Origin of the sequence: Collinsella sp. AF29-7AC (assembly GCF_003475665.1) — a bacterium.
Classification (GTDB): domain Bacteria; phylum Actinomycetota; class Coriobacteriia; order Coriobacteriales; family Coriobacteriaceae; genus Collinsella.
In genome coordinates, this window is sequence record NZ_QRQX01000015.1 from 1 (window position 1) to 22,448 (window position 22,448).

Sequence of the window (22,448 nt, forward strand, 5' to 3'; positions counted from 1 at the left end):
TTGCGCTGAGTCCTGAGGCTGTTGCAATGAAAATGAGAATCAAGGGTCTCCAATATTAGTGCATTTAAAGTGAGAAAAGCCGTCAGAACACTTGCGCGGATGTGCGATGTCCCGTATCATAGACACCCGTTGATGCCTCAGTTGCGTCATCATATGGCCGCCAGCGTAGCTCAGTTGGTAGAGCACCGCTCTCGTAAAGCGGGGGTCACCGGTTCGAGCCCGGTCGCTGGCTCCATTACACAAGATAGCCGCCTTCGGGCGGCTTTTTTGTTGCCGATTTTGAGTGCGTGCGCGCCAATCCAAACATCGCCACGTCAACGGCGGCCCACTCGGTGGACTTCGGGTTTAATGCTTAGGGGCGGGGATTTACCAAAGTGAAATCTTAATGAAAAGAAACCCAGCTGCAACAATTGCCATGGTGAGGGCTCAAATTGGCCATATAGATCTAAAATAGTCACAATATACAAATGTCGAGAGATATTGGCGATATAGATGAAAAGAACTAAGGGTTTTCTTTTGCTGGTATTGATGCTGCTCGGACTGTTCTGCCTGAGTGGCCCTTCTTGGGCCAAGGCTGCCTGTCCTGAAGGTGAGCCTTAGCAGTCTTATACGGGCAGCCTGCTGATAACTGCTAAGGAGGGCGATGCCGACTCTCAGTCTGGGGTAAATCCCCTTGCCACTTTTGAGGGGGACGGCGGAACGGTCAAGCTTGACCATATTGGTAGCGGGATTTTGAGGTGGCAAGTTCTTCCGGACAAAATTGCGAACGATCCCTTCTCTTTTGCTGGAACGATTTATCTATACAAGGTTGTGAGCGGAAAACAAAAATACGTCGATTGCTATCCGACAAACGGGTCTGGAATTGCATTCACCGGCATTTCGGGGCAGATTGATACACATGTACGAAAGGGAACCTAAGTGGTGCGTTGGGTTGGAGCTGCTGCAGGTCCGATACGGATTGCGGTCTTGCGCCCCGATGTCCAAATAGGTTTCTCTCTCTAGACGGGAAGTTGCTCATGGACGCCATATATGACGGAGATGACTGGGTCGATCATTATACTTGGCGCCTGGTCGGCTCGAACGACAATGGGGATGTGGTGTTTGATGGACTATGTCCAAAGCATCTCCATCCTTTTGTCTCGTCGTTAATTGAGAGTTCCGCTCGTGTTGCCCCCTACAGCTCGGCGTCGCTTCATGATACGGACGTTTTGAAGACCATAAGGGAATCAATTGACGAGGGCACGATGAGCGGCCCGCTGTTTTCTCGGCTTGTGGGGCTAGATGAGATTGGCTCGAAACGGCTGCTTGCGGGCGAAAAAGTGGAACTCACTTATCGGTCGATGATTTCAATCCTGCGGCTAGCCGATGTTCTTCGCAAATAAATGAGGCTTCCCTATTCAAAAACAGAAAACCCCGCCAAACGTGATTTCCCTAGGGAAAACCCGTTTGGCGGGGTCCTAGCGTGATTTCCCTAGGGGAATCACGCCATCAGACGAACAGCTCAGCCGAGCAGCTCGCTACTCCTCCCAGTAGGCGTCGGCAAGCAACTTAAAGCAGATCTTCTTGACCGGCTGTGCGCCATCTCCCGGGAACTCGAGCGTGGGCATGTGGGGCTCGCCGGCAACGAACAGCGCGAATTTGTCGTCGGCAAGATCGCCGGCGATCGAGGCGTCGGAATCGACCAGGTCGTAGTCGTCCTTCTCGTCAAACTCCTGGACCAGCGTCAGGCTGCCCGTGGCAACCTTAAAGGCCTCACGACCCTCGACGTCAATCTGCAAGTCGTGATAGCGCTGATGCGTCTCGTAGTGAGCCTCGGCCTCGGGACGCGTCGTGGGAGCCATGACGTTCGCAAAGACCTTGTCGCCCAGAATCGGATGGCTGCCGACCTCGAGCTCCGCCGGGTCGTTCTCCTCGAGCCAGTCAATCAGCACGTCGAGGCCCTTGAGCATTCCGCGGTATTCCTCGATATCGCCCAGTGCACCGTAAATCATCTAAATCCCCTCTCGGATCGTTTCTTTGGCGGCTACTCGGCAAACACGTTACCGACGCTGTTGCCACCCACATACGTCTCGACCAGGCTAAGGTCGGGATTGAACACGACAAAGTCGGCGTCGCGCCCCGGCATAATGCTACCGCACTTGTCATCGGCTCTAACCACAGGCAAGCAACCGATACCGGGGCCGCGGCACAAGCTCTTACAGCTCGGTCACGACAACGCCGTTGTAGACCTCGTCCCAACGATCCATAACCAAGTGGCCAGTCATGGGATCCATGGCGTTGAGCTTGCCGCAGGTGTTGGCGGTACGCAGCACCGTCTCGTCATCCGCGCCGGCTGCGATGGCGTGCGCGAAGCCCGCGATAGTGGAGTCGCCAGAGCCCGTAGCGTTAACGGCGGGGATATCGGGGGTCTTGGCGCGGAATGCACGGCCGTTATGGAAGCCAACGGAGCCGGCAGCGCCCATGGATACGACGACCCAGGGAATATCGGAGAAGCGAGCATCCGAGGCGAGCGCGGCGCGGAGCTCGTCCACATCGTCGGTGGTAAAGCTCGTGCCCAAAAGGCCGTTAATCTCGGTCAGGTTAGGCTTGACCAGCTCGGGCTTGACCTCAGACTTGAGCGCAGCCTCGAGCGAAGCACCCGAGGTATCGAGCAACACCTTGGCGCCGGCGTTCTCGGCAATGCCCGTGATCTTGGCATAGTAGTCCGCCTCGACACCGCGGGGCAGCGAACCCGAAATGGTAACGACAGCGGCCTTGCTCGCAAGCTCGGTAAACTTGGCGGTAAAGGCATCGAGCTCCTCGGGGGCAATTGTCGGGCCGCTCTCGAGCAGCTCGGTCTGGTTGCCGGCATGAAGGATATTGAGGCAGATGCGGGTCTCGCCCTTGATGGGCACAAAGTCGTTGTTAATACCGTTGGCGTCCATGAGCTCGGCCATGTAGGCGCCCATGTGGCCGCCGAGCAGACCGGTTGCCACAACGTCGTCGCCCAGCTGGCCCAACACACGGGCCACGTTGAGGCCCTTGCCGCCGGCGGTCTTTTCGGGCGTCACACGGTTAACGTCGTCGATAATGAGCTCATCGAGCTGATAGCGCGTATCGACAGACGGGTTCATCGTAACGGTGAGGATCATTTTTAGCTCCTTATCTCGCAGGCTCCTTGTGCCTCGCGATGCGAGTCGACAAAACGGAATTACAGAATCTCAATCGTGAACGAGCGAACGATGGTCTCCTTGGGCTTGGCGACAAGGCAGCCGCGCTTATGCTCAAGTACGTCGTCCTCATCGGAGCAGGTCGAGAGGCCGCCCCAGGGTTCAACTGCCACAAAATCGCCCTCGGGCTTACTCCACACAATGAGGTACGGAAAGCCCTCAAAGCTCAGGCGGACGCCCTTGTCCTCCCCCTTCTTGGAAAGCGTGACCTGACGACTCTCGAGTACGTCAAAGATGGTCTCCGCAAAATCGAAGAGCTCGTGCGACAGGGGCAGCGTCTTTCCCACCATGGGGTTCTTGGAGCGCCTGTCCACATCAATCAAGCCAGTCGAAGGAACGGCGGTGCAGAGCTCCGCAGCCTCATCCTTCTCAAAGCGCAACTCGTAGTCCGTATAGGCCTCGCCCTCATCGAGCGGGCACCTAAAGCCGGGATGCCCACCGATAAAGAACGGCATGTCCTCGGTTCCCTCGTTGGTCACCTCATAGGAGACTCGCACGGCGCTGTCCTCGAGCGTATAACGGGCGACGAGCCTAAACGGATACGGATAATCGCTCAGCAGCGCGGCGTTATCCTCCGAAGCCAGGCACATAGCCAACTCGTTCTCGCCTTGGCTCAGCAGCTTCCACTCCTGCTTGCGCGCAAAGCCGTGGCGAGCGAGCTTTACATGATGCCCGGCAAACGTCATGGCGCTGCCGTCGCGCAGACCTCCGCAAATCGGGAAGCAGACCGGCGCCTGACCGGACCATACTGCGGGGTCGCCCTGCCACAAATACTCGCGACCGTCGGCCTCAATCGAGGTAAACGAGCCGCCGGCAGTGGAAACCTTAATAGAAATCGAATCGTTGGAAAGAGCGTATTCCATTACCCATCCTTTCGAACAACTGCTTTATTTCACGCAAGCGCCCGTTTCAATCCTAACCATAGAACAAACCCGCACGCTCATCGATGCGTCCGGTATCCCGGCCATGTAACGGGGTACCATACAGACATTGATGCAATTACAGCTGAAAGGCCTTCTTATGCGAACCATCATTCTTTATGCCTCACGCCACCACGGCAATACGAAAAAGCTCGTGGACGCTATCGTCGAGGCACACCCCGAAATCGATACCCTCGACGTGAAAACGCTCGGCAAAAACGAGTATCCCAACCTGCACGAATACCATCTGATTGGTGTCGCCACGGGCATCTATTACTCCGAGATCGACAAGGACATGGCACGCGTGCTCACTAACGTGCTGCAGCCGCAGGACAAGGTGTTTGGCCTTATGACCTACGGTGGCAAAAACAAGTGGTACGGCAAGGATATCGATGGCATCTGCCGCATGAGGCAGGCCATCTTTATGGGTGTCTACGGCTGCCCCGGCTTTGATACGTGGGGGCCGTTCAAACTCACCGGCGGGGTCCAAAAGGGGCACCCGACCGCTGAGGAAATTAAGGGTGCCGTCGACTTCTTCGACAAGATCGAAGACGAGTATGGAGACATCATCGTCGAAGAGTACGCCAAGCGCGAGAAGCGTCTAGCATACGAGAAGGAGCATCCTGCAGGAGGCCTGGTGGCCGGCGTTAAGCGTACGGCAAAGAAGATTGCTAACAAGCTGTAACTGTAAAGGTGCTTTTGAGCGTTTAACCCATACGGCGGGTCCGAGCAGATTCGGGCCCGCCGTCTTTTTCTTTCGTTACTCGGTAAAGGCGTTGCCGACGCTCTGGCCGCCAGCATACGTCTCGACGAGGGTGAGCTCATGGTCGAACACGACAAAGTCGGCGTCGCGACCCGGCATGATGCTGCCGCACTTATCCTCGATGTGCGCGGAGCGTGCCGGCACCTCGGTTGCCATGCGAATGGCGATATCGGCGCTGGCGATGCCCCAGTCGACGATGTTCTTGACGCCCTGGGCAAGCGTGAGCACCGAACCGGCAATACTCTTGCCATCGGCGAGCCAGCACAGGTTGTCCTTCATGATGACGTCCATGCCACCACTGGTGTAGCTGCCCTCGGGCATGCCGCCGCAACCCAGGCAGTCGGTGATGAGCACCGTGTGCTGCCAGCCCTTTGCCTGCAGCAGCGCCTTGATGGCGGCAGGGTTTACGTGCTTGCCGTCACAGATGATCTCAGCGTAGGTCTCGGACGTGGACATAGCAGCGCCCACGACACCGGGCTCACGGTGATGCAGCCCGCGCTGGCCGTTATAGGTATGCGTAAAGCAGCTGGCACCGGCGTTGATGGCGGCGATGCACTCGTCATACGTGGCATCAGAGTGACCGATGCTGGTCACGACACCCTTCGCATTGAGGGCAGCAGCATAAGCAGCGGCGCCATCGCGCTCGGCAGCCATGGCGCTCTTAACGATACGTCCGCCGGCAGCCTCCTGCCACTCGTCAAAGACCTCCTCGGAGGGGTCAATCAGGTAAGCGGGGTTCTGTGCGCCCACATGCTTCATGGTAAAGAAAGGGCCTTCCAGGTAGATGCCCTGAATGCGAGCACCGCAGAAGTCGGGGCCGCGACCCTCGTCCGCCTGGGCGATGGCGGCGCAGGCGTCCTTAATCTGCTCGACGCCATCGGTGAACGTCGTGGGCAGCCAGCTGGTGGTGCCGCGACGGGCGAGCTCGGTCGAGCTGATATCGATGCCCTCGGGATCGTTATCGGTAGTCGAGTGGTTATAGAAGCCATGGATGTGGGTGTCGACCATACCCGGTGCGATCCACGATCCCGTGTAATCCTTAATCTCGCAAGAGGGCTCGTCGGCCTGCCAGGCGCCAAAGACGCCATCCTCGACCATAAGATAGCCGCCCAGTTGCGGGCCTGCCGGCAAGAAGAACTTGTCAGCCTTAATTGCGTACGTGCTCATATGCACTCCTTGCTTCTAAAGCAGTTGACTGTGGTGATGCTTATACCCAGCTCACGTAAAACAAAAAGCGCCCGCCCGCCGTTATGAGCGGACGGGCGCCCTTACAGGGGGACGCGATTAAGCGGTGAAGGGGTGAATCGTCACGCCCTTGACCACGCGGTTGACCGTGCCGGTGGGGCTCGGCGTATCGGGCGTGTTGCCCACGCGCACGGAGTTGAGCAGGCTGATTGCCTGGGCAAACATCACGAACGGCAGAGCAAGGTAACCCTCGGGGAGTGCCTCATAGCCCTTAAAGGTGAAGGACTCACCCTCGTAGACAGTAGCGCCATCCTGCTGAACGGCAACGGTGCGCTGAGCAATATCGTCGCCACCGATCTCGTTGAGGATGTCGATGTCGTACTGACGGGTGTAGGCGTCGTTGTTGACGAATACGAAGACGAGCGTCTTATCGTCGACGAAGGACTTAGGTCCGTGACGATAGCCCATGGAGGTGTCGTAGGAAGTGGCCACCAGGCCATGAGCAAGCTCGAGGATCTTGAGCTGGCTCTCCTGAGCAAGGCCGCCAAAGGAGCCGGAGCCAAGGTAGGTCACGCGGTTGAAGTCGCCAGCGAGGTAGTCGGCAACCTCAGACTCGCGAGCGATGACCTCCTCGCCCATCTTGGCGATGGTCTCGACCCACTCGGCCTTCTGCTCGTCGGAAGCCTCGTCAAAGATGAGAGTAGAGAGCAGGGTCATGCAGGTGTAGGAGCCGGTCATGGCGAAGCCCTTGTCGTTGGCACGCGGGATGAGCAGCGTCAGCGCATTGGGATCATCGGCGGACTCGACGGCGAGCTTGCCCTCGGGCGCGCAGGTGATGTTGAGGAACTTGACGTTGTGGACGAGCTCCTTGGCAACGGCAACGGCGGCAAGGCTCTCGGGGCTGTTGCCAGAGCGGGCAAAGGAAACCACGAGCGTGGGATCCTCAGCGCGCAGGAAGTCGCGCGGGGCGCTCACGATGTCGGTCGTGGCGATGGGCTTAAAGTCGTAGAGATCAGTGTTGCCGGCGTGACGCAGATACGGGGCGCAGGTATCGCCAACATAGTCGGACGTACCGGCACCGGTGAAGACAACGGACAGACGGCCCTCGCCCATAGCGCGAGCCTCGGCCAGAAAGGCCTCGATGGCCTCCTTGTTCTCGCGATAGATGTTGAGCGTATCACGCCAAAGCTCGGGCTGCTGAGCAATCTCGGCCGTGGTGATCTGGGCGCCGAGCTCGGTGAGCTCCTCGACACTCTTCTCGAACATTTCTAATACCTCTCTCTAGAAGTAATCCTCTGACGTGCAATTATAAACTTCGGTTGGTTATCTGGTAGTAACCAGTTAAATACAAAGAATCATCATATGGAAACGATGCCAACACTAGTCGCTACGCTGGTGGTAAACCTTGTATTTAAACTGATCGGCACGAGCAACCGAGAGCGTATACTCCACAACCTCGTTTGACTCGTTATACGTAGTCCTAACCAAATCGAGCACAGGCGAGCCCTCGACAATTTCCAAAAGGTGGGCATCGGTGGGACGGGCTATGCTCGCATAGAACTCCTCTTCGGCCACACGTATTTTTTGCTGAAAGTCTTGCTCAATCACATCGTAAAGCGGCTTACGCTCCAGCAGCGGTCGCTTTAGGGACAGAAATTGACGAACCGGTAGATAGCTGCGTTCGACCATCATGGGCATGTTGTCGGCAGAACGAAGGCGCTTGAGCTTAAAAATGCGATCACCGATACGCAATCCCATATGCTCGGCCAGATTCTTATCGGCCTCCATCTCGCAAAACTCGAGAATCGTGGTCTCGGGGTCACGACCCATCGCGCGCATCTGCTCGGTAAAGCTGTAGGACTGCATAAGATTGGTTGCCTTTGCCGAACGGTCGGTCACAAAGGTACCGCGACCGTGCTGCCGAACCACCAGTCCTAAACGCTCCAGTTCCTGCAGAGCCAGGCGTACCGTAGTGCGCGAGAGACCATAGCGCTCCGAAAGTTCGCGCTCGGAAGGAATCATGTCACCGGCGCGATATTCATGGTCAATCTTTTCGGTCAGAATATCGACCAGCTGATCGTACAGCGGTTGCTTACGCGCTCCGATCGCCATCCTATCCTCCCTTTTGCTCGAATTCGGCTAACTACCTAGGGTGTTAAGCATTATCTGTCTGCCACACCCGAATCATCAAGAAAACAAAAGCCGCGCGCTCTTTCGAGCACGCGGCTTTTAACATACACATGGCTTAAGGGGTCGGGGTGTGAGCCGCGTAGGGACACACCCCTCAAGCTAGAGCCTTACCAGATGCTCGGCCAGAGACCAAGCGGGCCAGCGCCCAGGATGCCAAGGACGAAGAGCAGGAGAATGCCCTTGGTCGGGGTCCAGCTGTGCTTAGCGAACATGTAGTAAAGCAGCAGCGTAAGCATAAGCGGGACGAGCTTGGGGACGATGGTGTTGAGGGTGTCGGCAACAGAGAAGTTGACCGGATCCTCGGTGACGGTACCGTAGGTAACGGACTCCATGCCGTTGCCCAGATCGGTGACGCCGCACTCGACAGCGTTGCCGTCGGCATCGGAAGCGGTAAGGGCGTTGCCGTCCTTATCGGTCATGGCGATGGTACCGGCCTCAGCGGTCTCGGTATCGATGCCCTCCATACCGGTGAAGTTCTCGGCCTCCTTCTCGGAGACGATCACGGTAGTAGCGGAGAGGCCACGGGTGGTGCCATTGGGGATCTGGAGGTTGATCTGGGTGCCACCCATGGTGACGACCAGGCAACCGACGACGAAGACGCCCATGATGGAAGCGGCACGCGTGAAGGCCTGCATGTTGGCGGTCAGAGCGTCAATAGCGCTGGTGCCAAGCTTGTAGGACCAGTTCATGAGCCAGAAGCGCAGAGCGAACTGGACGACGTTGAAGATCACCAGGAAGATGATCGGCGCAGCGGCATTGCCGTTGATGGCCATGTTGGAGGTGATGCCGGCCGTGATAGGCACAAGCGTCAGCCAGAACAGGGCGTCACCGATACCACCGAGCGGGCCCATTGCGGCGACGCGGACGGCGCGGATCGTGGGGATGTCAACCTTGTTCTGCTCGAGCGAAAGCACGATGCCCATAACAAAGGTGACAAGGAACGGATGGGTGTTGAAGAACTCCAGGTTGTGGCTCATGGAAGCCGCGAGGTCGTTCTTGTTGGTGTGGATCTTCTCCAGACCGGGGATGATGGAGTAGAGCCAACCGGCGGCCTGCATACGCTCGTAGTTGAACGAGGCCTGCAGGAAGCAGGAGCGCCAGGCCATCTTGTTGAGGGTCTTCTGGTCGAGCTGCGGAGCAGGAGTGAGATCCTCGTAGTGCTCCGGGATCACATACTCATTAGATGCCATCTTCGAAGTCACCTCCGTCAGAAACAGCTGCACCCTTCAGCTCGGTCTGCTGCTGGAAGTCCCAGAAAGCGATGCCGAAGCCGATGAGAGCGAGGATGAGCAGAGCAGGGGTTGCCAGAGAATCGTTGGCAACGGTGATGAGCGCGAGGCCAAAGCCCATGAGGAAGAAGCCCCACATATCGCGGTTCATCATAACCTTGAGCAGGACGGCGAAGCCGACGAAGCGCATCATGCCGCCTGCAGCGGAGAGACCGGTCTGCAGCCAAGTCGGGATGGCGGAAGCGATGGTCTGACCGATGGTGGCGCCAGCGATGAAGAACAGGGTGACGACGACGGCGAAGATCAGGCCGAGCAGAGCCATGGCGAAGTAGTTCAGACGCTCGATACCCTTGGTGTCAGCGTTGTGAGCCATGTTGTCCGCAGAGGACATGAGCGGCGACATAAGCGTGAAGACCAGGGTAACGCCGAGCTGACCAAGCAGAGCGAACGGAATGGCAAGGCCGACTGCCGCGTTGGGCTCGAGGCCCGTAGCGATAGCGAGAATGGCTGCCATGATGCCGCCGATGACGGCGTTAGGCGGCTGAGCGCCTCCGATCGGCATGTTGCCGATCGTCATGAGCTGATAGGTACCACCCACGAGAAGACCGGTGTTGAGGTCGCCAAGGATAAGACCGATGACGGCGCCGGTGACGATGGGCTGATAGAGAGACTCGAGGAAGTTGAACTGGTCGATTGCCGCGACGAACGTGACGATGAAGACCAGAGCGACCTGGATGATCGAGTATTCCATCTTGCTCCTCCTTTCAAAATGTATGTACGCACTTTGGATTTCACGTACAGAATGTCAGGGTTTCATTCCTGACAACGTGGATCATGAGGATTACGAGAAGAGCTTGCTCGTGTCCTCAACAGGCGTGCTCGGAACGCGCCTGATCTCCAACTCCACCCCCAATTCCTGCAGCTCTTTAAACGCAGCGACATCCTCGTCGTTAACTGCGACGGAGGTGGCGACTTGGCGCTTTCCTTCCGACATGTGCATGTTGCCGATGTTTACCTTCTTTATAGGCACACCGCCCTTGACGAGCGTAAGCACGTCTTCCGGTGTTTCGGCCACGATGAAGATCTTCTGGCGCGGGCTCGCCTTGCCAATGACGTCGATGGTCTTCTGCAGAGAGAAGAAACGAGTAGCGACGCCGGCGGGAGCGGCCATCTTCATGAGGTTCTGGCGCATGGTGTTAGTCGACACATCGTCGTTGGCGACGAGAATGAGGTTGGAGCCCAAGGTGGAGTTCCACTGGGTAGCGACCTGACCATGGACCAGTCGGTTATCGATGCGGGTAAGAAGAATGTTGGGTTCTGCCATGTTGATCAGCTTCCTTTCGTTATTTGCTGACGACAGTTACTTGATCTCCTGAATCGCGTAACGCGAAACATCTACAACGGCGCCGGATCGGACTTTGATCTGGACCTTCTCGCCTTCGATGCCTTTGACGGTTCCGTAGATACCGCCGGCGAAAAGAACCTCCTGACCCGGCTTGAGCTCGGTGTGTAGCTCCTTGAAGTACTTCTGCTTCTTCTTCATGTTGATTTGCGACCAGATGGTGTAAATCAAGCCCATGACGACAAGCAGGCCTAAAAGAGCGACCGAGGAGCTCAGGACGCTGGCTCCGAAATCGGCCATTAGATGCCGTCCTCGTCACCGAAGATATCCTCTTCCTCGGCACCAGCGACGGAGGCAACCGTCTGGGCGGTGATGCCCGTCTGGCCAACGGTCACGGCCTGCTCGCCAAGCTCGGCGAGCGTAGCGTTGCCGCGGAGGAACAGAAGCTCAATAACCATGGGAAGGTTCGTGCCAGTCAGAATCTCGACGTTGTCGACATCCTGGGCAATCATCATTGCCTGGTTGAACGGGGTACCACCAAGCAGGTCGGTAAAGACGAGCACGCCATCGCACTCCTCGCGCATGGCGGTGATAGCGGCGCGGAGATCCTCACCGTAGGAAGCAGCCTGGTCGCCCTCGAAAGGAACGACGGTAAAAGCGGGCTGATCACCGGCGACCATAGCGATAGCGCTTGCGAGGCCGGGTGCGAACTGTCCATGACCGGTAAGAATAAAGCCAACCATTCAAATTTCCCTTCCGAAGGTGTGTACGATCTGAGTCCGATGTTTTCGGAAGCCAGCGGGCGGACGCCCTTAAAGCTTCTTGGAAAGCGTTCTTTGAGAACCAGTGGTCTCTCAACTGGTAGTAACCACGTGACGTGTTGTTGTCACTATATCACCACAGAAGAGGTTGCTTTCGTTGATTCATACAGTAAAACGTTTTTGCACCGTTCACGGCGAAAAATCGACCGTTTACCGCTCATTAACACTTCTACCTGCGGTTTTGAAACCGTTTCGAAATGATTTGACGAAAGATCGGAACTTTTTTCGTGTCTAAACAACGCAGGGTGGCTAAAAATGGCGTGTAGATAAAATGCAGGTCATTGTGAAGATTTGTGAATTGGTCTTTTTGACTTAATACCAGTTAGAACCAGTTTCGATATTATCGGTGAACGGTAGTTTTCGACCGTTCACCGGTTATTTGCAATCGTTTACGGCCGTTTTCCCGGATGAATTGAGGATACCCGATGAAGCACTTGCACGGGCGCAAGTCCTATCCTAGTGGTTTCGGTAACAAAATGCCCGCTAGAACGTTGTCGTTCTAGCGGGCTTAATCAGGTAGATCGGTTAGCGCGCAGTAGTGCAGACAGAACTTACGCAAACAGGCCGTAGATGCTGATGTTGGCCTTGGCGTAGAGGCCGTTAGCATACTCGGTCCACTTGGAGCTGGCGCTCGAGGCCTGCGAAGAGTACTGCTGGTAGGCGGTGTAATAGGCGGTCATGGCCTGCTTATAGGTTGCGCTATCGGCAGTAAAGGCATCGTCGGCGAACGCCTTAGCGTAGGTGCTGTCGGCGTCCTTCCAAGTGCCCTTCTCGCTATCCCACTCGTCGCCGGCAAGGTTGATGATGTAGTCGGCGTAGTCCTTGCTCGCGGTCTCCTCGTTGCCGTCAGCAGGCTCGGTCGGGGCGGTTGGCATGCTTGCGGAGCTGTCGCCGACCTTCTTCTTATAGAGCTTCTGTAGCGTCGCGGACTGACGGACGATCTGCTTGGCCTGGTCCTTGGACACGCCGTACTGCGTGGCCATGGTCTTGTAGTCGGAGGTGCCGATGGAATCCTCGGCGTACTGCTTCATTTCCTTGGAAGAAACGGTAACGCCCTCGTCCTCGGCAGCGTCCAGCAGAATCTGGTTGCGCACGTAGGACAGGATGACGTCAGCAGAAGGAGCGGTGTAGTTGCCATCGCTATCCTTGACGGTGTCGAGGCTGTACTGGCTCTCGATGGCCTCACGCGCGGTGATGTCGCTCTTCTTGCCGTTGTAGCTATAGCTTGCCACGGTCGAATCGAGCTGGTCCTCGGTCAGGGTCGCCGAGCCGACGCCCTTGCCGCCAAAACCACCGTTGCCGATAAAGAAGCCGACCACGGCAGCGATCACGACGGCGACCACAAAGATGGCAATCATCGTCTTCTTGTGCTTGCAAGCGTGGTCGTCCACGTCGGAGTCGTCGTCCTCGTCCTGCTCCTCGGGCATGAGGTTCTCGTCAGCGGCATCCGCGGCAATCTGAGCCTCCAGTCGGGCGTCCTCCTCCTCGGCCGTCGTGCCGGCGGCAATGTGCTCGGCAGACGTACCGGCGACCAGATCGATCTTCTCGTCCTCGTCACCGTCGGGGCCTTCGCCGCGCTCGATGATCTGGATGCCGTCGATCTCGTCCTTCTCGTCCTTCTTTTGAATCAGACCCATATCAATTACTCCTTGTTAGGAAACATAGTCCCCAATAGAATACGCCCGACGAGGCGCCGGGCGTATTGATTCTTAGGTTATACGCAAACACTTAAGTACTATTTAGGCGTTTGCAGCGTTCATACCTTAGGCCAGGTGCGCGATAACGGCATCGGCAAAGGCCTGCGTGCCCACAGCGCCCTCAACGGAGCCGGTCTGGGCACGACGCACGTCACCGGTAACCTGCTCGCCCTCGTCGAGCGTGGCGGAGACGGCGGCACGAATGCGATTGGCAGCATCGTTCTCGCCCAGGTGATCGAGCATCATCGCAGCAGAGAGGATCTCGGCCGTGGGGTTGGCGATATCCTGACCGGCGATATCGGGCGCGGAGCCGTGCGTTGCCTCAAAGATGGCGCAATCGGCACCGATGTTGGAACCCGGAGCCATACCCAGGCCACCAACCAGGCCGGCGCACAGGTCGCTCACGATGTCGCCGTACAGGTTGGGCAGCACCAAGACATCGAAGTCGTTGGGGTTCTGGACCAGGCCCATGCAGGTGGCGTCGACGATCTTGTCGTTGAACTCGATATCGGGATAGTTGGAGGCCACCTCGCGCGCTACGCGCAGGAACAAGCCGTCGGTCGCCTTCATGATGTTGGCCTTATGCACGGCCGTCACCTTTTTGCGGCCGCAGCGGCGGGCATACTCAAAGGCATACTCCACAATGCGGCGGCTCTTGGCGATGGAGATCGGCTTGATCGAGATCGCGGAATCGGCGGCGAAGGTCTTTTGGCCCGAACGCTCGACAAGCTGCGAGAGCTCCTCGACCTCGGCAGCGCCCTCATCGAACTCGATGCCGGCGTAGAGGTCCTCGGTGTTCTCGCGCACGATGACCAGGTCGACGTCGCGGAAGCGCGAGCCGTCGCCCGGCTGCGACAGGCAGGGGCGCACGCAGGCGTACAGGTCGAAGTGCTTGCGCAGGGCGACGTTAACGCTACGGAAGCCCGTGCCGACCGGCGTGGTGATGGGGCCCTTGATGGCAACCTTGGTCTCGGCGACCGCATCGAGCACATGTTGGGGCAGCGGCGTGCCAAACTCGTCCATGACGCCGGCACCGGCCTCCTGGACGTTCCAGTTGATCTGGACACCGGTGGCCTCGACCACGCGGCGCATGGCCTGCGTAATCTCGGGACCGATGCCGTCACCGGGAATCAGGACTACATCGTGCGCCATAATCTGTTACTCCTCGTCTTCGGCGTCGTCAGATTTTTTAACGCTAGCACGCTTCTTCTTTTTGGAGAGATCCAGGCCAAAACGTTTAACAAGCATTTCGCAAATCTCGCTCGAACGCGCCTTGAGATAGCTGCCCTTGCCGTTCTCGGCATCGAACTTAAGGCGCAGCGCAAGCTTCTCGGCAACCTCGGCGTCGATCTCGCCCTGGCAAAACTCGTACAGGCAACCGAGCATATCGCGATACTCAAGGTCGCCGTGGTAGCACTGGATGGCCTCGTCCAGGATGGGCCAAGCCTCGCGCGAACGCTCGACACTCGTGGCGCCCCACACGCACAGCAGGCGGAAGGCGGCATAGCGCAGCGTGGAGGAGATCTCGTCGAACAGTGCGGTCTCGGCGCCCTCAAAGGCATCGCCCAGCTGCTCGGGGCAGGTGGTGGCGAGCGCCGTCAGGGCATCGAGGGCCTCCCAGCGGGTCTGCGCCTCGGGGCGGTCGAGCGCCTCGATCAGCGCGGGTACGCAGGGCTCGACGCGCTGCGGATCGCGCTCGGCAAGCAGGTGCAGCACGCGGGCGGCAAACTGGCGGATGCGGCGCGTGGGGCAGCCGAGCTCCTGGACCAGTCGATCGACGGCGTTCTCGTTCTCCTCTGCCAGCTGGAGCTGTGCCAGCTCCTCGTCGGTGAGCTGTTCGTCTTTGTTTTCTGCCATAGTTACCTCTTCTTTTTATTTCTTGGCGTGCTTGCCAGCACCCTTGCTGTCATCGGTGACCGAGATGAGCTGTCGGTCGGCCGCGCCATTGCGACGTGCACGGCGGCGTTCCTCGCCATCGCCCGCGTCGGCGGCGGCTCGATGAGCCTTGTTGACGTTAAAGACCTCGTCGTGCTTGCGCCACGGACCGACGGACTCGCCAAAGCTCATCTTAAGGCCGGCGATAAAGCCACCGAGCCAGCCGATCGGCGCAAACTGCACCAGCGGGAACAGCGAGAACACCCAGGTCAGCAGGACGACTGCCGCCGCTCCTGCAAAGTTGGCAATCCAGTAGTCGCGCTTGGTGATGACACGCTTTTCGCACGCCCACTGGCCGCACAGAAAGCCGATGTAGATCGCAAAGAGAAAGAGCACCAGCGCAAGCACCACGAACGTCCAGCTCATGGGCGCTACTCCCCGTGATGGTGGCCACAGCAGCACTCGTGGCCGTCGTCATGGCCGTGGCCGCCGCAGCACTCGTGGTCCTCGCCGTGGTGATGGCCACAACCGCACTCATGGTCCTCGCCGTGCTCGCCGCAACCGCAACCTTCCTCGTGAGCGCCATGCTCCTCGGGACGATACTGCGACCAGTCCAGACCGGCGGCGATGGCATCGGCCTCCTCCTTATAGAGGACCGTGATGGCCTGAGTGCCCAGCTTGGCACCACCGATGGCGTCGAGCATGTCGTAGAGCGTAAAGGCCACGTCGGCGCCGGGCAGCGCGAGCTCGCGGTCATCAGCGTAGGCGAGCGCCAGACGCAGGTCCTTAATGAAGTGCTCGACCATAAAGCCGGGCTTGTAGTCGCCGTCGAGCGCCTTGGGGGCCAGGCTCTCCATGGCGCCGGACTTGCCGGTGCCGCCCAGAATCATCTGGCGGGTCTTCTCCAGGTCAAGGCCGCTCAGCTCGGCAAATGCCATGGCGTCTGCCATGCCGACCATGCAGGCGCCCAGCGACACCTGGTTGGCGAGCTTGGCAGCCTGGCCCTTGCCGGCGCCGTCGAAGCAGCAGATGTTGGCCGCAAAGGTGGCAAGGATGTCGCGGACCGGCGCGATGTCGTTCTCGGTAGCGCCCACGATAGCCGTGAGCGTACCGGCGATAGCGCCCGACTCGCCGCCGGTGACGGGGCAGTCAAACGCCATGCGGCCGGAAACCTGGGCGGCCTCGGCAATGTCGCGCGCCAGCTCGGGCGAGCTTGTGGTGAGGTCGATCAGGACCGCGCCGGGCTTAGTGCACGCGAGCAGGCCGTCGCCCGCCAGGTAGAGCTCCTCGACCTCGGAGGGATAACCCACCATGGTAAAGACGACGTCGGCGTTCGCCACGGCATCTGCCGGCGTATCGGCCCAAACGGCACCGCGCTCGATAAGCGCGACGGCCTTGGACTTGGTACGGTTGTTGACCGTGACGGGATAGCCGGCATCCAGGATGTGGCCGGCGATGGGGGCACCCATGATTCCGGTGCCGATGAATGCGACAGAGAGCTTGTTTGCCATGAAACCTTTCCTTTTGGGTTGGGTGTTATTACCAGGTTGAATACTCGGTGCCAGCGTTTGGGCTGTGAGTTGGGATCGATTACGGCCGCGTTACTTGCCTACTGACCGCGCACGCGGCGGGCGATGCGGTCGGAAAGCGACGCCTTGTCGGCGCGGTTCTTACCCCAAAACGCGCAGGCCACCATGCCGGGGCCCACGTGCGAGCCAATGGTGGGACCCACGGAGCTGCGAATGATCGTGACGTCGGCGCAACCCTCCTCCTTGCGGATGGCGGCTTCGAGCCAGTCGCCGTCCTTTTCGGCGTCGGCCGTCATAATGGCGATGGGCATGGTGCGATCGGGCACATAGTTCTCGCGGAACGACTTGAGGATGGACTTGAGCGCCTTCTTGCGGCCGCGGTTGACGCCGATCAGCGACAGCGAGCCGGCCAGGTCGTAGGACAGCTCGGGTTTGACGTCGAGCTTTGCCGTGAGCTGTGCCGCCGCGGGCGGAATGCGGCCGCCGGCAGCCAGCGCGTCAAAGCTCTCGAGCGTAAAGTAACCGTGGACATAGGTCTTAGCCTCGTTTGCCCAGTCGACCAGCTGCTTGGCGGTCAGTCCCGCCGAACGCTGGCGCACGGCCTCGAGCGCCAAGAGCGCGCCGGTCGCGCAGGGCAGAGCGTTGTCGACCACGTAGAGCTCAAAGTTGGGATACTCGGCGCGCACGGCATCTGCCGCCTGGCACGCGGAGTTGTAGCTCGACGACAGCGCCGAGGTAAAGCACAGGTAGACCGTGGGCGTGCCCTCTTTGGCGCACTCGGTAAAGAACTCGATATAGCGACCGAGCGACACAGCCGAGGTGGACACGCGGGCACCGGCGCGCATGCGGTCGTAGAACTCCTTAGGGCTCATGCTCGACCAGATGTCGTCCGTACGCTCCTCGCCATCGATAATGAAGGGGAAACCCAGGATATCGACATCGAGGTTCGCGGCGACCTCGGGGCTAAAGTCGCAGCAGGTATCGACGACGATGCGGCAACGGTCCGAATGACCGGCGGATGCGGCCTTGTCCATCAAAGCGACTCCTTACGTAAAAAGGCGGCCACCCGCATGGGATGGCCGCCAACCGTTAACTCATGCAAGTTAACGTATTTTACTCGTCAAGTGTTTCGATGCGGGGCTTGATGATGCCATATCCACCATTCTTACGGTGATACACCACATTGATGAGGCCGGTCGTCGCGTTCTCGAACACGTAGAAGTCGTGGCCCAGCAGATCGGTCTGCACCAGCGCCTGCTCCTCAGTCATCGGGGTGACGTCGATAACCTTCTCGCGGACGAGCAGGTCGTCCTCTTCCTCGGGCAGCAGCAGGTCGGCCAGATCCTCGACGCGCTCGACCGGCGCGACATCCGCGGCGCTGGCACCGCCCTGGCGGTTGTCCACGACCTTGGTCTTGAACTTGCGCAGCTGGCGGGTGACCTTATCGGCGGAGAGGTCGATGGCGGCGTACATATCTGCACCGTGCTCAGCAACGCGAATCACCGAACCGCGGGCACGAACCGTAACCTCGACGATTGCCGGGTTGGGGTTCGAGGGGTTCTTCTCATAGCGAAGTACAACGTCGACCGTCATGGGCTCGATATCGAAAACCTTGAGCGCCTCGCCGATCTTCTCATCCACATGCGCACGCAGAGCATCGGTTACCGTCGTCTTGCGTCCAGAAACCTTGATATCCATACGTGGCTCCAATCTGCCTCGGGGACTTACTGTACTGGCTATGTACCCATTGCCGTGCATTTAATCACGCGGATTCCTAAAGACCCGAATAACGATTGCTTGATACCGCATACCGAAGTCTCGCACTTTTCTGTGGCAAAGTGCGCTATAGAAGGGAGCCGACGGCTTTGTATTTGGCCCCGAAAATTGGCTTTGACCTGCTGGTTTTATAGGGATGAAAAAGCCGGGCTCCCCTATTGGGGAAGCCCGCCAGTGCGTGTTGAAACCGTGAAAAGGCGTCCTTTCCAACGTATAGGAGACACCACCCCTAGCAATAACTAGCTATTAAGTTTGTTAATGTCGTCGTCGGTGATGGTGCCTTCCTGGCTGGACGATTTGTCCTCGGAGGATGCGGTCTCACTGTTGGAATCGGAGGACTCGCTGCCGGAGGATGCGGAGCCAGACGACTGAAGGTTGACACCAGATACTGTCTTAGTGGTGAGGTCGTAGGGCATCGTGCCATACCAGACGCAGTGGACCGCCTCGAGCGTACCGTCGACCGTGATGCCGTCGAGGGCATCGCTCACGGCACGACACAGTTCGTCATTGGACGAGAGGCCCGCAACACCAAGCGTCGAGGGCGCCTCGAGCGCACCGACATAGGAGATCTCGCTCATCAGGCGTGCAAGGTAGCCGCCGGCCGTGGAGTCGCAGATCACATAGTCGACTTCGCCGGACTCGAGCGCCTCAAAGCACTCGTTGATGTTGGAGTAGGTCTTTTGGTTGGCGGTGATGCTCTGCTTAGCAAGCGCCTCCTGCGAGGCCGAGGACATCTGGACACCCAGAGTAGACGTGTTAAGGGTATCGGTGGAAACGCTTAGCGACCCACCATCGCTGGTTTTACCGAACACGGAAGCGGCATCGTACAGGCAGGTGCCGAGCGAGCTAACGTCCCCGTCCGTGGAGTTAATCTCGCCGATAAAGATATCAGCCTTTTTGTCGCCGAGCGCGGAACCTGCCGAGGACGCATCGACAAAGGCGACCTTAAGGCCCATGCGGCTTGCGAGGGCGCGGGCAGCGTCGACTGCATACCCCGTGAGCTCGCCGTCAGCGCCCTGCATGGCCTGCGGCGCATCGGAGGTATCGAGGGCGACCGTCAGGGTTCCGGGAGTGACCAGGGCATCGTCCGACACCGTGGGCGTGACGGTCTCGTACTCGATCTGGTCGATCGTGGGAGTCGTGAACGTAGACAGCGGGTTGAACGCGCATCCGCTCAGGCCCAAAACGGCAATGACCGCTGCGGTCCCAGCACCTAACCGAGCCGCGTGCATCAAGCTGCCCCTCACCATGTCCACTACCCTGCCTTCTGTGTCGTATACGATCCGTGCGTTGCGCGGAATATCAGGTTGTTCCCACCAGCTGACCTGGTATTTGACCCCACACTTGCGCACCGGGGTGTTTGCTCGGGAGGCCGCAGCCACCTTCACGACTGGCCCGCTCGCCCGCGAGGCGGTATTGCCCCAAAGAAAGTAGAACGGACGGTGCGGCTTACATCTAGGACGCGCCATGATCGCGCCGCGCGCACGCGGTCGCTTACGTGGATCCCTTTGACCGCGTCTGTCTTGGACTAGGACGGGCATTTCGTCCGTCCGCAACCACAGCCTGGTAGGAACGTAGCGCATTATAGCTAAGTTCAAGCTAAAGTTTAAGGTTAGGGGCGTCATTCGCATCGCGAGTACAGATTTCGCAGGTCGGAGTGGGCTATTCGTGCCCCTGTGAAGCCCGGAGCTCCCCTATGGGGAGCTCCGGGGCACCCTTCCTAGGGTGCTGTGGCCAAAAAATGGCAAATATGAGTACTGTCACCAATTTAGTAACAGGCAGTTTTAGCCTCTCGGACAGATTTTGCGCTCAGTGTCGCCAACCTGATGCTTAGTTATTCTACATTTGTTTATTATCTTCTTACTTTATGACGCCTCCGAGTCCTAAATTCCTTGATTTTGCTGTTACTGATTTAGTGACAGTACTCATATTTGCCATATTTTGGCCAGGGCATATGATTAACCCCCTATTTTCGACGTGAATTAGACCGGCTTAAGCCCAAAACACGCCCGCAGCGTGTTAAGCAACGCCTCTTGCTTCTTCCTGCGGGCATCGACACGATTCCGGTACCGCTTTCGCATACGCTGGTGCATGCGCCATGCGAGCGCTTCCATCGCTTCCATGTCACAGAGCATTTCGTTGTTGACCGTCGCGACCTCGATTCCCATAGTAATCAAGCCCGTGTTGCGCTTTTCATCATGGATACGTCCCCTCCGAGAGGAATGGCCCAGCTCACCGTTGTATTCCAGGTCAAACCGGGCTGCCTCCTGATATGCATCGCAAACTGCATGGGGCATCCCCGAGATTGCCTGCGCACGGTCATCGAACTCGATCTTGTAGTCGGTCTTAAAAGGTCCGCAGGCAAACCCGCCATAGGAAAACGGAAGCGAAAACAGGGCGAGCATGATGCACTCCATGGGCGAGAGCAGGTTTTCCGAAAGATAGGGACACAGACGCAGCAGCTGTTTGGCCACATTCCCCTTGCATGCCGCAAGGTAATCTGCCAGACGATCGGGCATCAGCACCGGCTCGACTTCAAAGTAGCCCACGTCTGCTGGCTGGTCCTTGTCCTTTGCAAGTTTATTCGTAACAGGCGAGGTGTAGGGAGGCAGATACTTCCCGCGGTCGCTCAGTGAAATCTTAGAGCACAGCTCCTGGGCCAGGGCAAACGCCTGGATGCAGCCGACCTCACGCGCAACGGCAACACAAAGGGCCTCGGGAGATAGGCTGTACACCCCCGGTTCCACCTCTAGAATCGAGCCGGCGGGCAACCCGGAACACACGGACCAGCCTACGCCAGGCATGCGGCGGCGCTGCGCCGCAGATCCCACCAACAAGCACAGATCTTCCTGCACCTCGCCACTTTTGGCTCCAATTCGCACCAAGTCAGGAAGATAGATATCCTCGGTCGAGGGCGACGACGTGCGCAGCACACGGCGCTCTTCATCGGGATTAAGGTCCTTCCAGCTGATATAGCCCATCTGCCGGCGCTCGGCGCGCATCATGCGAAGCGCCGAGGCACCTGTTAGGATTACGGAAGCCGCTAGCTGTTCGCCTGTCGGCTCGTTGCGCCGCTCAATCTTCACTGCCACAAAACCACCCCTACCAAACACGTGCGATAGCAATGCCATCGACTGCCGCAGCGCCGGCGCGCTTGAGTTCCGCCGAAGCCGCGGACATCGTCGCACCCGTGGTGATAACGTCATCGATCAGCAGCAGGCGGCGGCCGTGCACGTCCTCAACCGTCTCGTACATGCCTTGGGCACGCTCGCGGCGCTCCTCACGACCGAGTTCGCGCTGGTCGCCATGCCCGTACTTGACGAGAGCATCGAGCAGGGGAACACCCGACAGCTCGCAAAATGGGCGCGCAATAGCCTCCATATGATCAAAACCACGCCGCCGAAACGCTGCCGCCGTCGCAGGCACAAACACCACCGCATCCGCACCGGACAGCACACCTCCTAAGCGTTCGGGCGCTACGACCTGGGCATGCAGGGCGGTGTCGTAGAGCAGCTCCGCCAGATACGGCGCCAGGCGTCGCTCGCCCGCGTCCTTGTACGCTTTAATGATGCGCGGCAGCGGATGCGCATAGACGGAGCACGCCAGGCAGCGGTCGAGCGTCTCCGCCATTGCCGAGGACGTGCCCTCGACCGAACACTCAGTGCACAGCAAATCCCCAAACGGGGCGCCGCATCGGGTACAGCTATGACGTGGGTCGATGAGCGTGAGCGCGGCCAGGCAGTCTTGGCAAATAAGCGCACCGGCGCGCTCGCAGCCGGCACATCGTGTTGGCGACAATGCCTCGAGTGCCTCGCGTGCCGCCCGCTCGGCAAACGGCAGCAATTCGTCCGCAAACGGTAGGGCGCCGGCACCCTGCAGACGGCTCAATTTGTTCAGATGGCTCTTCAAGAC

General features: G+C 58.7%; 24 protein-coding genes and 1 tRNA gene. 3 read left to right on the forward strand and 22 right to left on the reverse strand.

Annotated features, from left to right (window positions below; translation table 11 throughout):
• Nucleotides 1–159: 159 nt before the first annotated feature.
• Both DWZ15_RS07485 and DWZ15_RS07490 read left to right on the forward strand, forming a co-directional pair.
• A tRNA-Thr gene (locus tag DWZ15_RS07485) sits at nucleotides 160–235 on the forward strand.
• 781 nt (nucleotides 236–1,016) lie between these two features.
• A complete protein-coding gene (locus tag DWZ15_RS07490) occupies nucleotides 1,017–1,382 on the forward strand; it encodes a hypothetical protein (protein WP_117736085.1) in 366 nt (121 codons plus the stop codon).
• A gap of 135 nt (nucleotides 1,383–1,517) precedes the next feature.
• Here the strand turns inward: DWZ15_RS07490 and DWZ15_RS07495 are convergent, their stop codons facing one another.
• From DWZ15_RS07495 to DWZ15_RS07510, 4 genes are read right to left on the reverse strand one after another with little or no spacing between them, the layout of a single operon-like run.
• Nucleotides 1,518–1,991 (reverse strand): YhcH/YjgK/YiaL family protein, encoded by a 474-nt coding sequence (locus DWZ15_RS07495; protein ID WP_117778978.1) that lies wholly within the window; start codon nucleotides 1,989–1,991, stop codon nucleotides 1,518–1,520.
• Nucleotides 1,992–2,023: 32 nt separating this feature from the next.
• The gene (locus tag DWZ15_RS10815; RefSeq protein WP_255413121.1) at nucleotides 2,024–2,158 is read right to left on the reverse strand and encodes a hypothetical protein; all 135 of its coding nucleotides are present in this window, start codon (nucleotides 2,156–2,158) and stop codon (nucleotides 2,024–2,026) included.
• A gap of 37 nt (nucleotides 2,159–2,195) precedes the next feature.
• Nucleotides 2,196–3,131, reverse strand: a complete 936-nt coding sequence (locus DWZ15_RS07505) for a hexose kinase (RefSeq protein ID WP_117778979.1) — start codon at nucleotides 3,129–3,131, stop codon at nucleotides 2,196–2,198.
• Nucleotides 3,132–3,190: 59 nt separating this feature from the next.
• Nucleotides 3,191–4,072, reverse strand: a complete 882-nt coding sequence (locus DWZ15_RS07510) for an aldose 1-epimerase family protein (protein WP_118450266.1) — start codon at nucleotides 4,070–4,072, stop codon at nucleotides 3,191–3,193.
• A 157-nt stretch (nucleotides 4,073–4,229) separates the two neighbouring features.
• On the opposite strand from DWZ15_RS07510, the gene DWZ15_RS07515 reads away from it, so the two are divergent.
• The gene (locus tag DWZ15_RS07515) at nucleotides 4,230–4,814 is read left to right on the forward strand and encodes a hypothetical protein (RefSeq protein WP_117648434.1); all 585 of its coding nucleotides are present in this window, start codon (nucleotides 4,230–4,232) and stop codon (nucleotides 4,812–4,814) included.
• Between the two features lie 75 nt (nucleotides 4,815–4,889).
• Here DWZ15_RS07515 and nagA read toward each other — a convergent pair whose 3' ends face one another.
• The 18 genes from nagA to DWZ15_RS07605 form a co-directional block, all read right to left on the reverse strand.
• Nucleotides 4,890–6,059 carry an N-acetylglucosamine-6-phosphate deacetylase gene (gene nagA / locus DWZ15_RS07520; protein WP_118450268.1) on the reverse strand — a complete coding sequence of 390 codons (1,170 nt, stop codon included), beginning with the start codon at nucleotides 6,057–6,059 and terminating at the stop codon, nucleotides 4,890–4,892.
• Nucleotides 6,060–6,176: 117 nt separating this feature from the next.
• Nucleotides 6,177–7,343, reverse strand: coding sequence for an SIS domain-containing protein (locus DWZ15_RS07525; protein WP_117840116.1), 1,167 nt, complete (start codon nucleotides 7,341–7,343; stop codon nucleotides 6,177–6,179).
• A 114-nt stretch (nucleotides 7,344–7,457) separates the two neighbouring features.
• Nucleotides 7,458–8,189, reverse strand: a complete 732-nt coding sequence (locus DWZ15_RS07530; RefSeq protein WP_117564750.1) for a GntR family transcriptional regulator — start codon at nucleotides 8,187–8,189, stop codon at nucleotides 7,458–7,460.
• A 185-nt stretch (nucleotides 8,190–8,374) separates the two neighbouring features.
• Nucleotides 8,375–9,457, reverse strand: coding sequence for a PTS system mannose/fructose/sorbose family transporter subunit IID (locus DWZ15_RS07535; RefSeq protein ID WP_055251210.1), 1,083 nt, complete (start codon nucleotides 9,455–9,457; stop codon nucleotides 8,375–8,377).
• Nucleotides 9,447–10,247, reverse strand: coding sequence for a PTS sugar transporter subunit IIC (locus DWZ15_RS07540; RefSeq protein ID WP_089572403.1), 801 nt, complete (start codon nucleotides 10,245–10,247; stop codon nucleotides 9,447–9,449). Before DWZ15_RS07540 ends, DWZ15_RS07535 begins: the two co-directional genes overlap by 11 nt.
• A 90-nt stretch (nucleotides 10,248–10,337) precedes the next feature.
• Nucleotides 10,338–10,820, reverse strand: a complete 483-nt coding sequence (gene agaV / locus DWZ15_RS07545; RefSeq protein WP_089572404.1) for a PTS N-acetylgalactosamine transporter subunit IIB — start codon at nucleotides 10,818–10,820, stop codon at nucleotides 10,338–10,340.
• 36 nt (nucleotides 10,821–10,856) lie between these two features.
• The gene (yajC, locus tag DWZ15_RS07550; protein ID WP_117564749.1) at nucleotides 10,857–11,138 is read right to left on the reverse strand and encodes a preprotein translocase subunit YajC; all 282 of its coding nucleotides are present in this window, start codon (nucleotides 11,136–11,138) and stop codon (nucleotides 10,857–10,859) included.
• Entirely contained in the window at nucleotides 11,138–11,581 is a 444-nt protein-coding gene (locus tag DWZ15_RS07555; protein WP_117564748.1) for a PTS fructose transporter subunit IIA, read from the reverse strand. The genes yajC and DWZ15_RS07555 overlap by 1 nt, the downstream gene beginning before the upstream one ends.
• 629 nt (nucleotides 11,582–12,210) lie before the next feature.
• Nucleotides 12,211–13,296, reverse strand: a complete 1,086-nt coding sequence (locus tag DWZ15_RS07560) for a hypothetical protein (RefSeq protein ID WP_118450270.1) — start codon at nucleotides 13,294–13,296, stop codon at nucleotides 12,211–12,213.
• 126 nt (nucleotides 13,297–13,422) lie between these two features.
• A complete protein-coding gene (locus tag DWZ15_RS07565) occupies nucleotides 13,423–14,508 on the reverse strand; it encodes an isocitrate/isopropylmalate dehydrogenase family protein (protein WP_118328261.1) in 1,086 nt (361 codons plus the stop codon).
• Between the two features lie 6 nt (nucleotides 14,509–14,514).
• The gene (locus DWZ15_RS07570; protein ID WP_117772900.1) at nucleotides 14,515–15,213 is read right to left on the reverse strand and encodes a HEAT repeat domain-containing protein; all 699 of its coding nucleotides are present in this window, start codon (nucleotides 15,211–15,213) and stop codon (nucleotides 14,515–14,517) included.
• Between the two features lie 15 nt (nucleotides 15,214–15,228).
• The gene (locus DWZ15_RS07575; RefSeq protein ID WP_118450272.1) at nucleotides 15,229–15,657 is read right to left on the reverse strand and encodes a hypothetical protein; all 429 of its coding nucleotides are present in this window, start codon (nucleotides 15,655–15,657) and stop codon (nucleotides 15,229–15,231) included.
• 5 nt (nucleotides 15,658–15,662) lie between these two features.
• A complete protein-coding gene (locus tag DWZ15_RS07580; protein WP_117583571.1) occupies nucleotides 15,663–16,742 on the reverse strand; it encodes an NAD(P)-dependent oxidoreductase in 1,080 nt (359 codons plus the stop codon).
• Nucleotides 16,743–16,840: 98 nt separating this feature from the next.
• Nucleotides 16,841–17,794 carry a DegV family protein gene (locus DWZ15_RS07585; protein ID WP_117637062.1) on the reverse strand — a complete coding sequence of 318 codons (954 nt, stop codon included), beginning with the start codon at nucleotides 17,792–17,794 and terminating at the stop codon, nucleotides 16,841–16,843.
• A gap of 79 nt (nucleotides 17,795–17,873) precedes the next feature.
• On the reverse strand, nucleotides 17,874–18,458 hold the full coding sequence (gene hpf, locus DWZ15_RS07590; RefSeq protein WP_035137685.1) for a ribosome hibernation-promoting factor, HPF/YfiA family: 585 nt from the start codon (nucleotides 18,456–18,458) through the stop codon (nucleotides 17,874–17,876).
• Between the two features lie 317 nt (nucleotides 18,459–18,775).
• Nucleotides 18,776–19,786, reverse strand: coding sequence for an ABC transporter substrate-binding protein (locus tag DWZ15_RS07595; protein WP_233544680.1), 1,011 nt, complete (start codon nucleotides 19,784–19,786; stop codon nucleotides 18,776–18,778).
• A 732-nt stretch (nucleotides 19,787–20,518) separates the two neighbouring features.
• On the reverse strand, nucleotides 20,519–21,628 hold the full coding sequence (locus tag DWZ15_RS07600; RefSeq protein WP_117629900.1) for a hypothetical protein: 1,110 nt from the start codon (nucleotides 21,626–21,628) through the stop codon (nucleotides 20,519–20,521).
• 10 nt (nucleotides 21,629–21,638) lie between these two features.
• Complete coding sequence (locus DWZ15_RS07605; RefSeq protein WP_233544674.1) at nucleotides 21,639–22,445, reverse strand: double zinc ribbon domain-containing protein; 807 nt, start codon at nucleotides 22,443–22,445, stop codon at nucleotides 21,639–21,641.
• Between the last annotated feature and the right edge of the window lie 3 nt (nucleotides 22,446–22,448).

Excerpts from the sequence above, each read along its gene's own strand:
- DWZ15_RS07490 (WP_117736085.1), top strand. The coding sequence starts at position 1,017 with ATGGACGCCATATATGACGGAGATGACTGGGTCGATCATTATACTTGG.
- DWZ15_RS07495 (WP_117778978.1), bottom strand. The coding sequence starts at position 1,991 with ATGATTTACGGTGCACTGGGCGATATCGAGGAATACCGCGGAATGCTC.
- DWZ15_RS07505 (WP_117778979.1), bottom strand. The coding sequence starts at position 3,131 with ATGATCCTCACCGTTACGATGAACCCGTCTGTCGATACGCGCTATCAG.
- DWZ15_RS07510 (WP_118450266.1), bottom strand. The coding sequence starts at position 4,072 with ATGGAATACGCTCTTTCCAACGATTCGATTTCTATTAAGGTTTCCACT.
- DWZ15_RS07515 (WP_117648434.1), top strand. The coding sequence starts at position 4,230 with ATGCGAACCATCATTCTTTATGCCTCACGCCACCACGGCAATACGAAA.
- nagA (WP_118450268.1), bottom strand. The coding sequence starts at position 6,059 with ATGAGCACGTACGCAATTAAGGCTGACAAGTTCTTCTTGCCGGCAGGC.
- DWZ15_RS07525 (WP_117840116.1), bottom strand. The coding sequence starts at position 7,343 with ATGTTCGAGAAGAGTGTCGAGGAGCTCACCGAGCTCGGCGCCCAGATC.
- DWZ15_RS07530 (WP_117564750.1), bottom strand. The coding sequence starts at position 8,189 with ATGGCGATCGGAGCGCGTAAGCAACCGCTGTACGATCAGCTGGTCGAT.
- DWZ15_RS07535 (WP_055251210.1), bottom strand. The coding sequence starts at position 9,457 with ATGGCATCTAATGAGTATGTGATCCCGGAGCACTACGAGGATCTCACT.
- DWZ15_RS07540 (WP_089572403.1), bottom strand. The coding sequence starts at position 10,247 with ATGGAATACTCGATCATCCAGGTCGCTCTGGTCTTCATCGTCACGTTC.
- agaV (WP_089572404.1), bottom strand. The coding sequence starts at position 10,820 with ATGGCAGAACCCAACATTCTTCTTACCCGCATCGATAACCGACTGGTC.
- yajC (WP_117564749.1), bottom strand. The coding sequence starts at position 11,138 with ATGGCCGATTTCGGAGCCAGCGTCCTGAGCTCCTCGGTCGCTCTTTTA.
- DWZ15_RS07555 (WP_117564748.1), bottom strand. The coding sequence starts at position 11,581 with ATGGTTGGCTTTATTCTTACCGGTCATGGACAGTTCGCACCCGGCCTC.
- DWZ15_RS07560 (WP_118450270.1), bottom strand. The coding sequence starts at position 13,296 with ATGGGTCTGATTCAAAAGAAGGACGAGAAGGACGAGATCGACGGCATC.
- DWZ15_RS07565 (WP_118328261.1), bottom strand. The coding sequence starts at position 14,508 with ATGGCGCACGATGTAGTCCTGATTCCCGGTGACGGCATCGGTCCCGAG.
- DWZ15_RS07570 (WP_117772900.1), bottom strand. The coding sequence starts at position 15,213 with ATGGCAGAAAACAAAGACGAACAGCTCACCGACGAGGAGCTGGCACAG.
- DWZ15_RS07575 (WP_118450272.1), bottom strand. The coding sequence starts at position 15,657 with ATGAGCTGGACGTTCGTGGTGCTTGCGCTGGTGCTCTTTCTCTTTGCG.
- DWZ15_RS07580 (WP_117583571.1), bottom strand. The coding sequence starts at position 16,742 with ATGGCAAACAAGCTCTCTGTCGCATTCATCGGCACCGGAATCATGGGT.
- DWZ15_RS07585 (WP_117637062.1), bottom strand. The coding sequence starts at position 17,794 with ATGGACAAGGCCGCATCCGCCGGTCATTCGGACCGTTGCCGCATCGTC.
- hpf (WP_035137685.1), bottom strand. The coding sequence starts at position 18,458 with ATGGATATCAAGGTTTCTGGACGCAAGACGACGGTAACCGATGCTCTG.
- DWZ15_RS07595 (WP_233544680.1), bottom strand. The coding sequence starts at position 19,786 with ATGGTGAGGGGCAGCTTGATGCACGCGGCTCGGTTAGGTGCTGGGACC.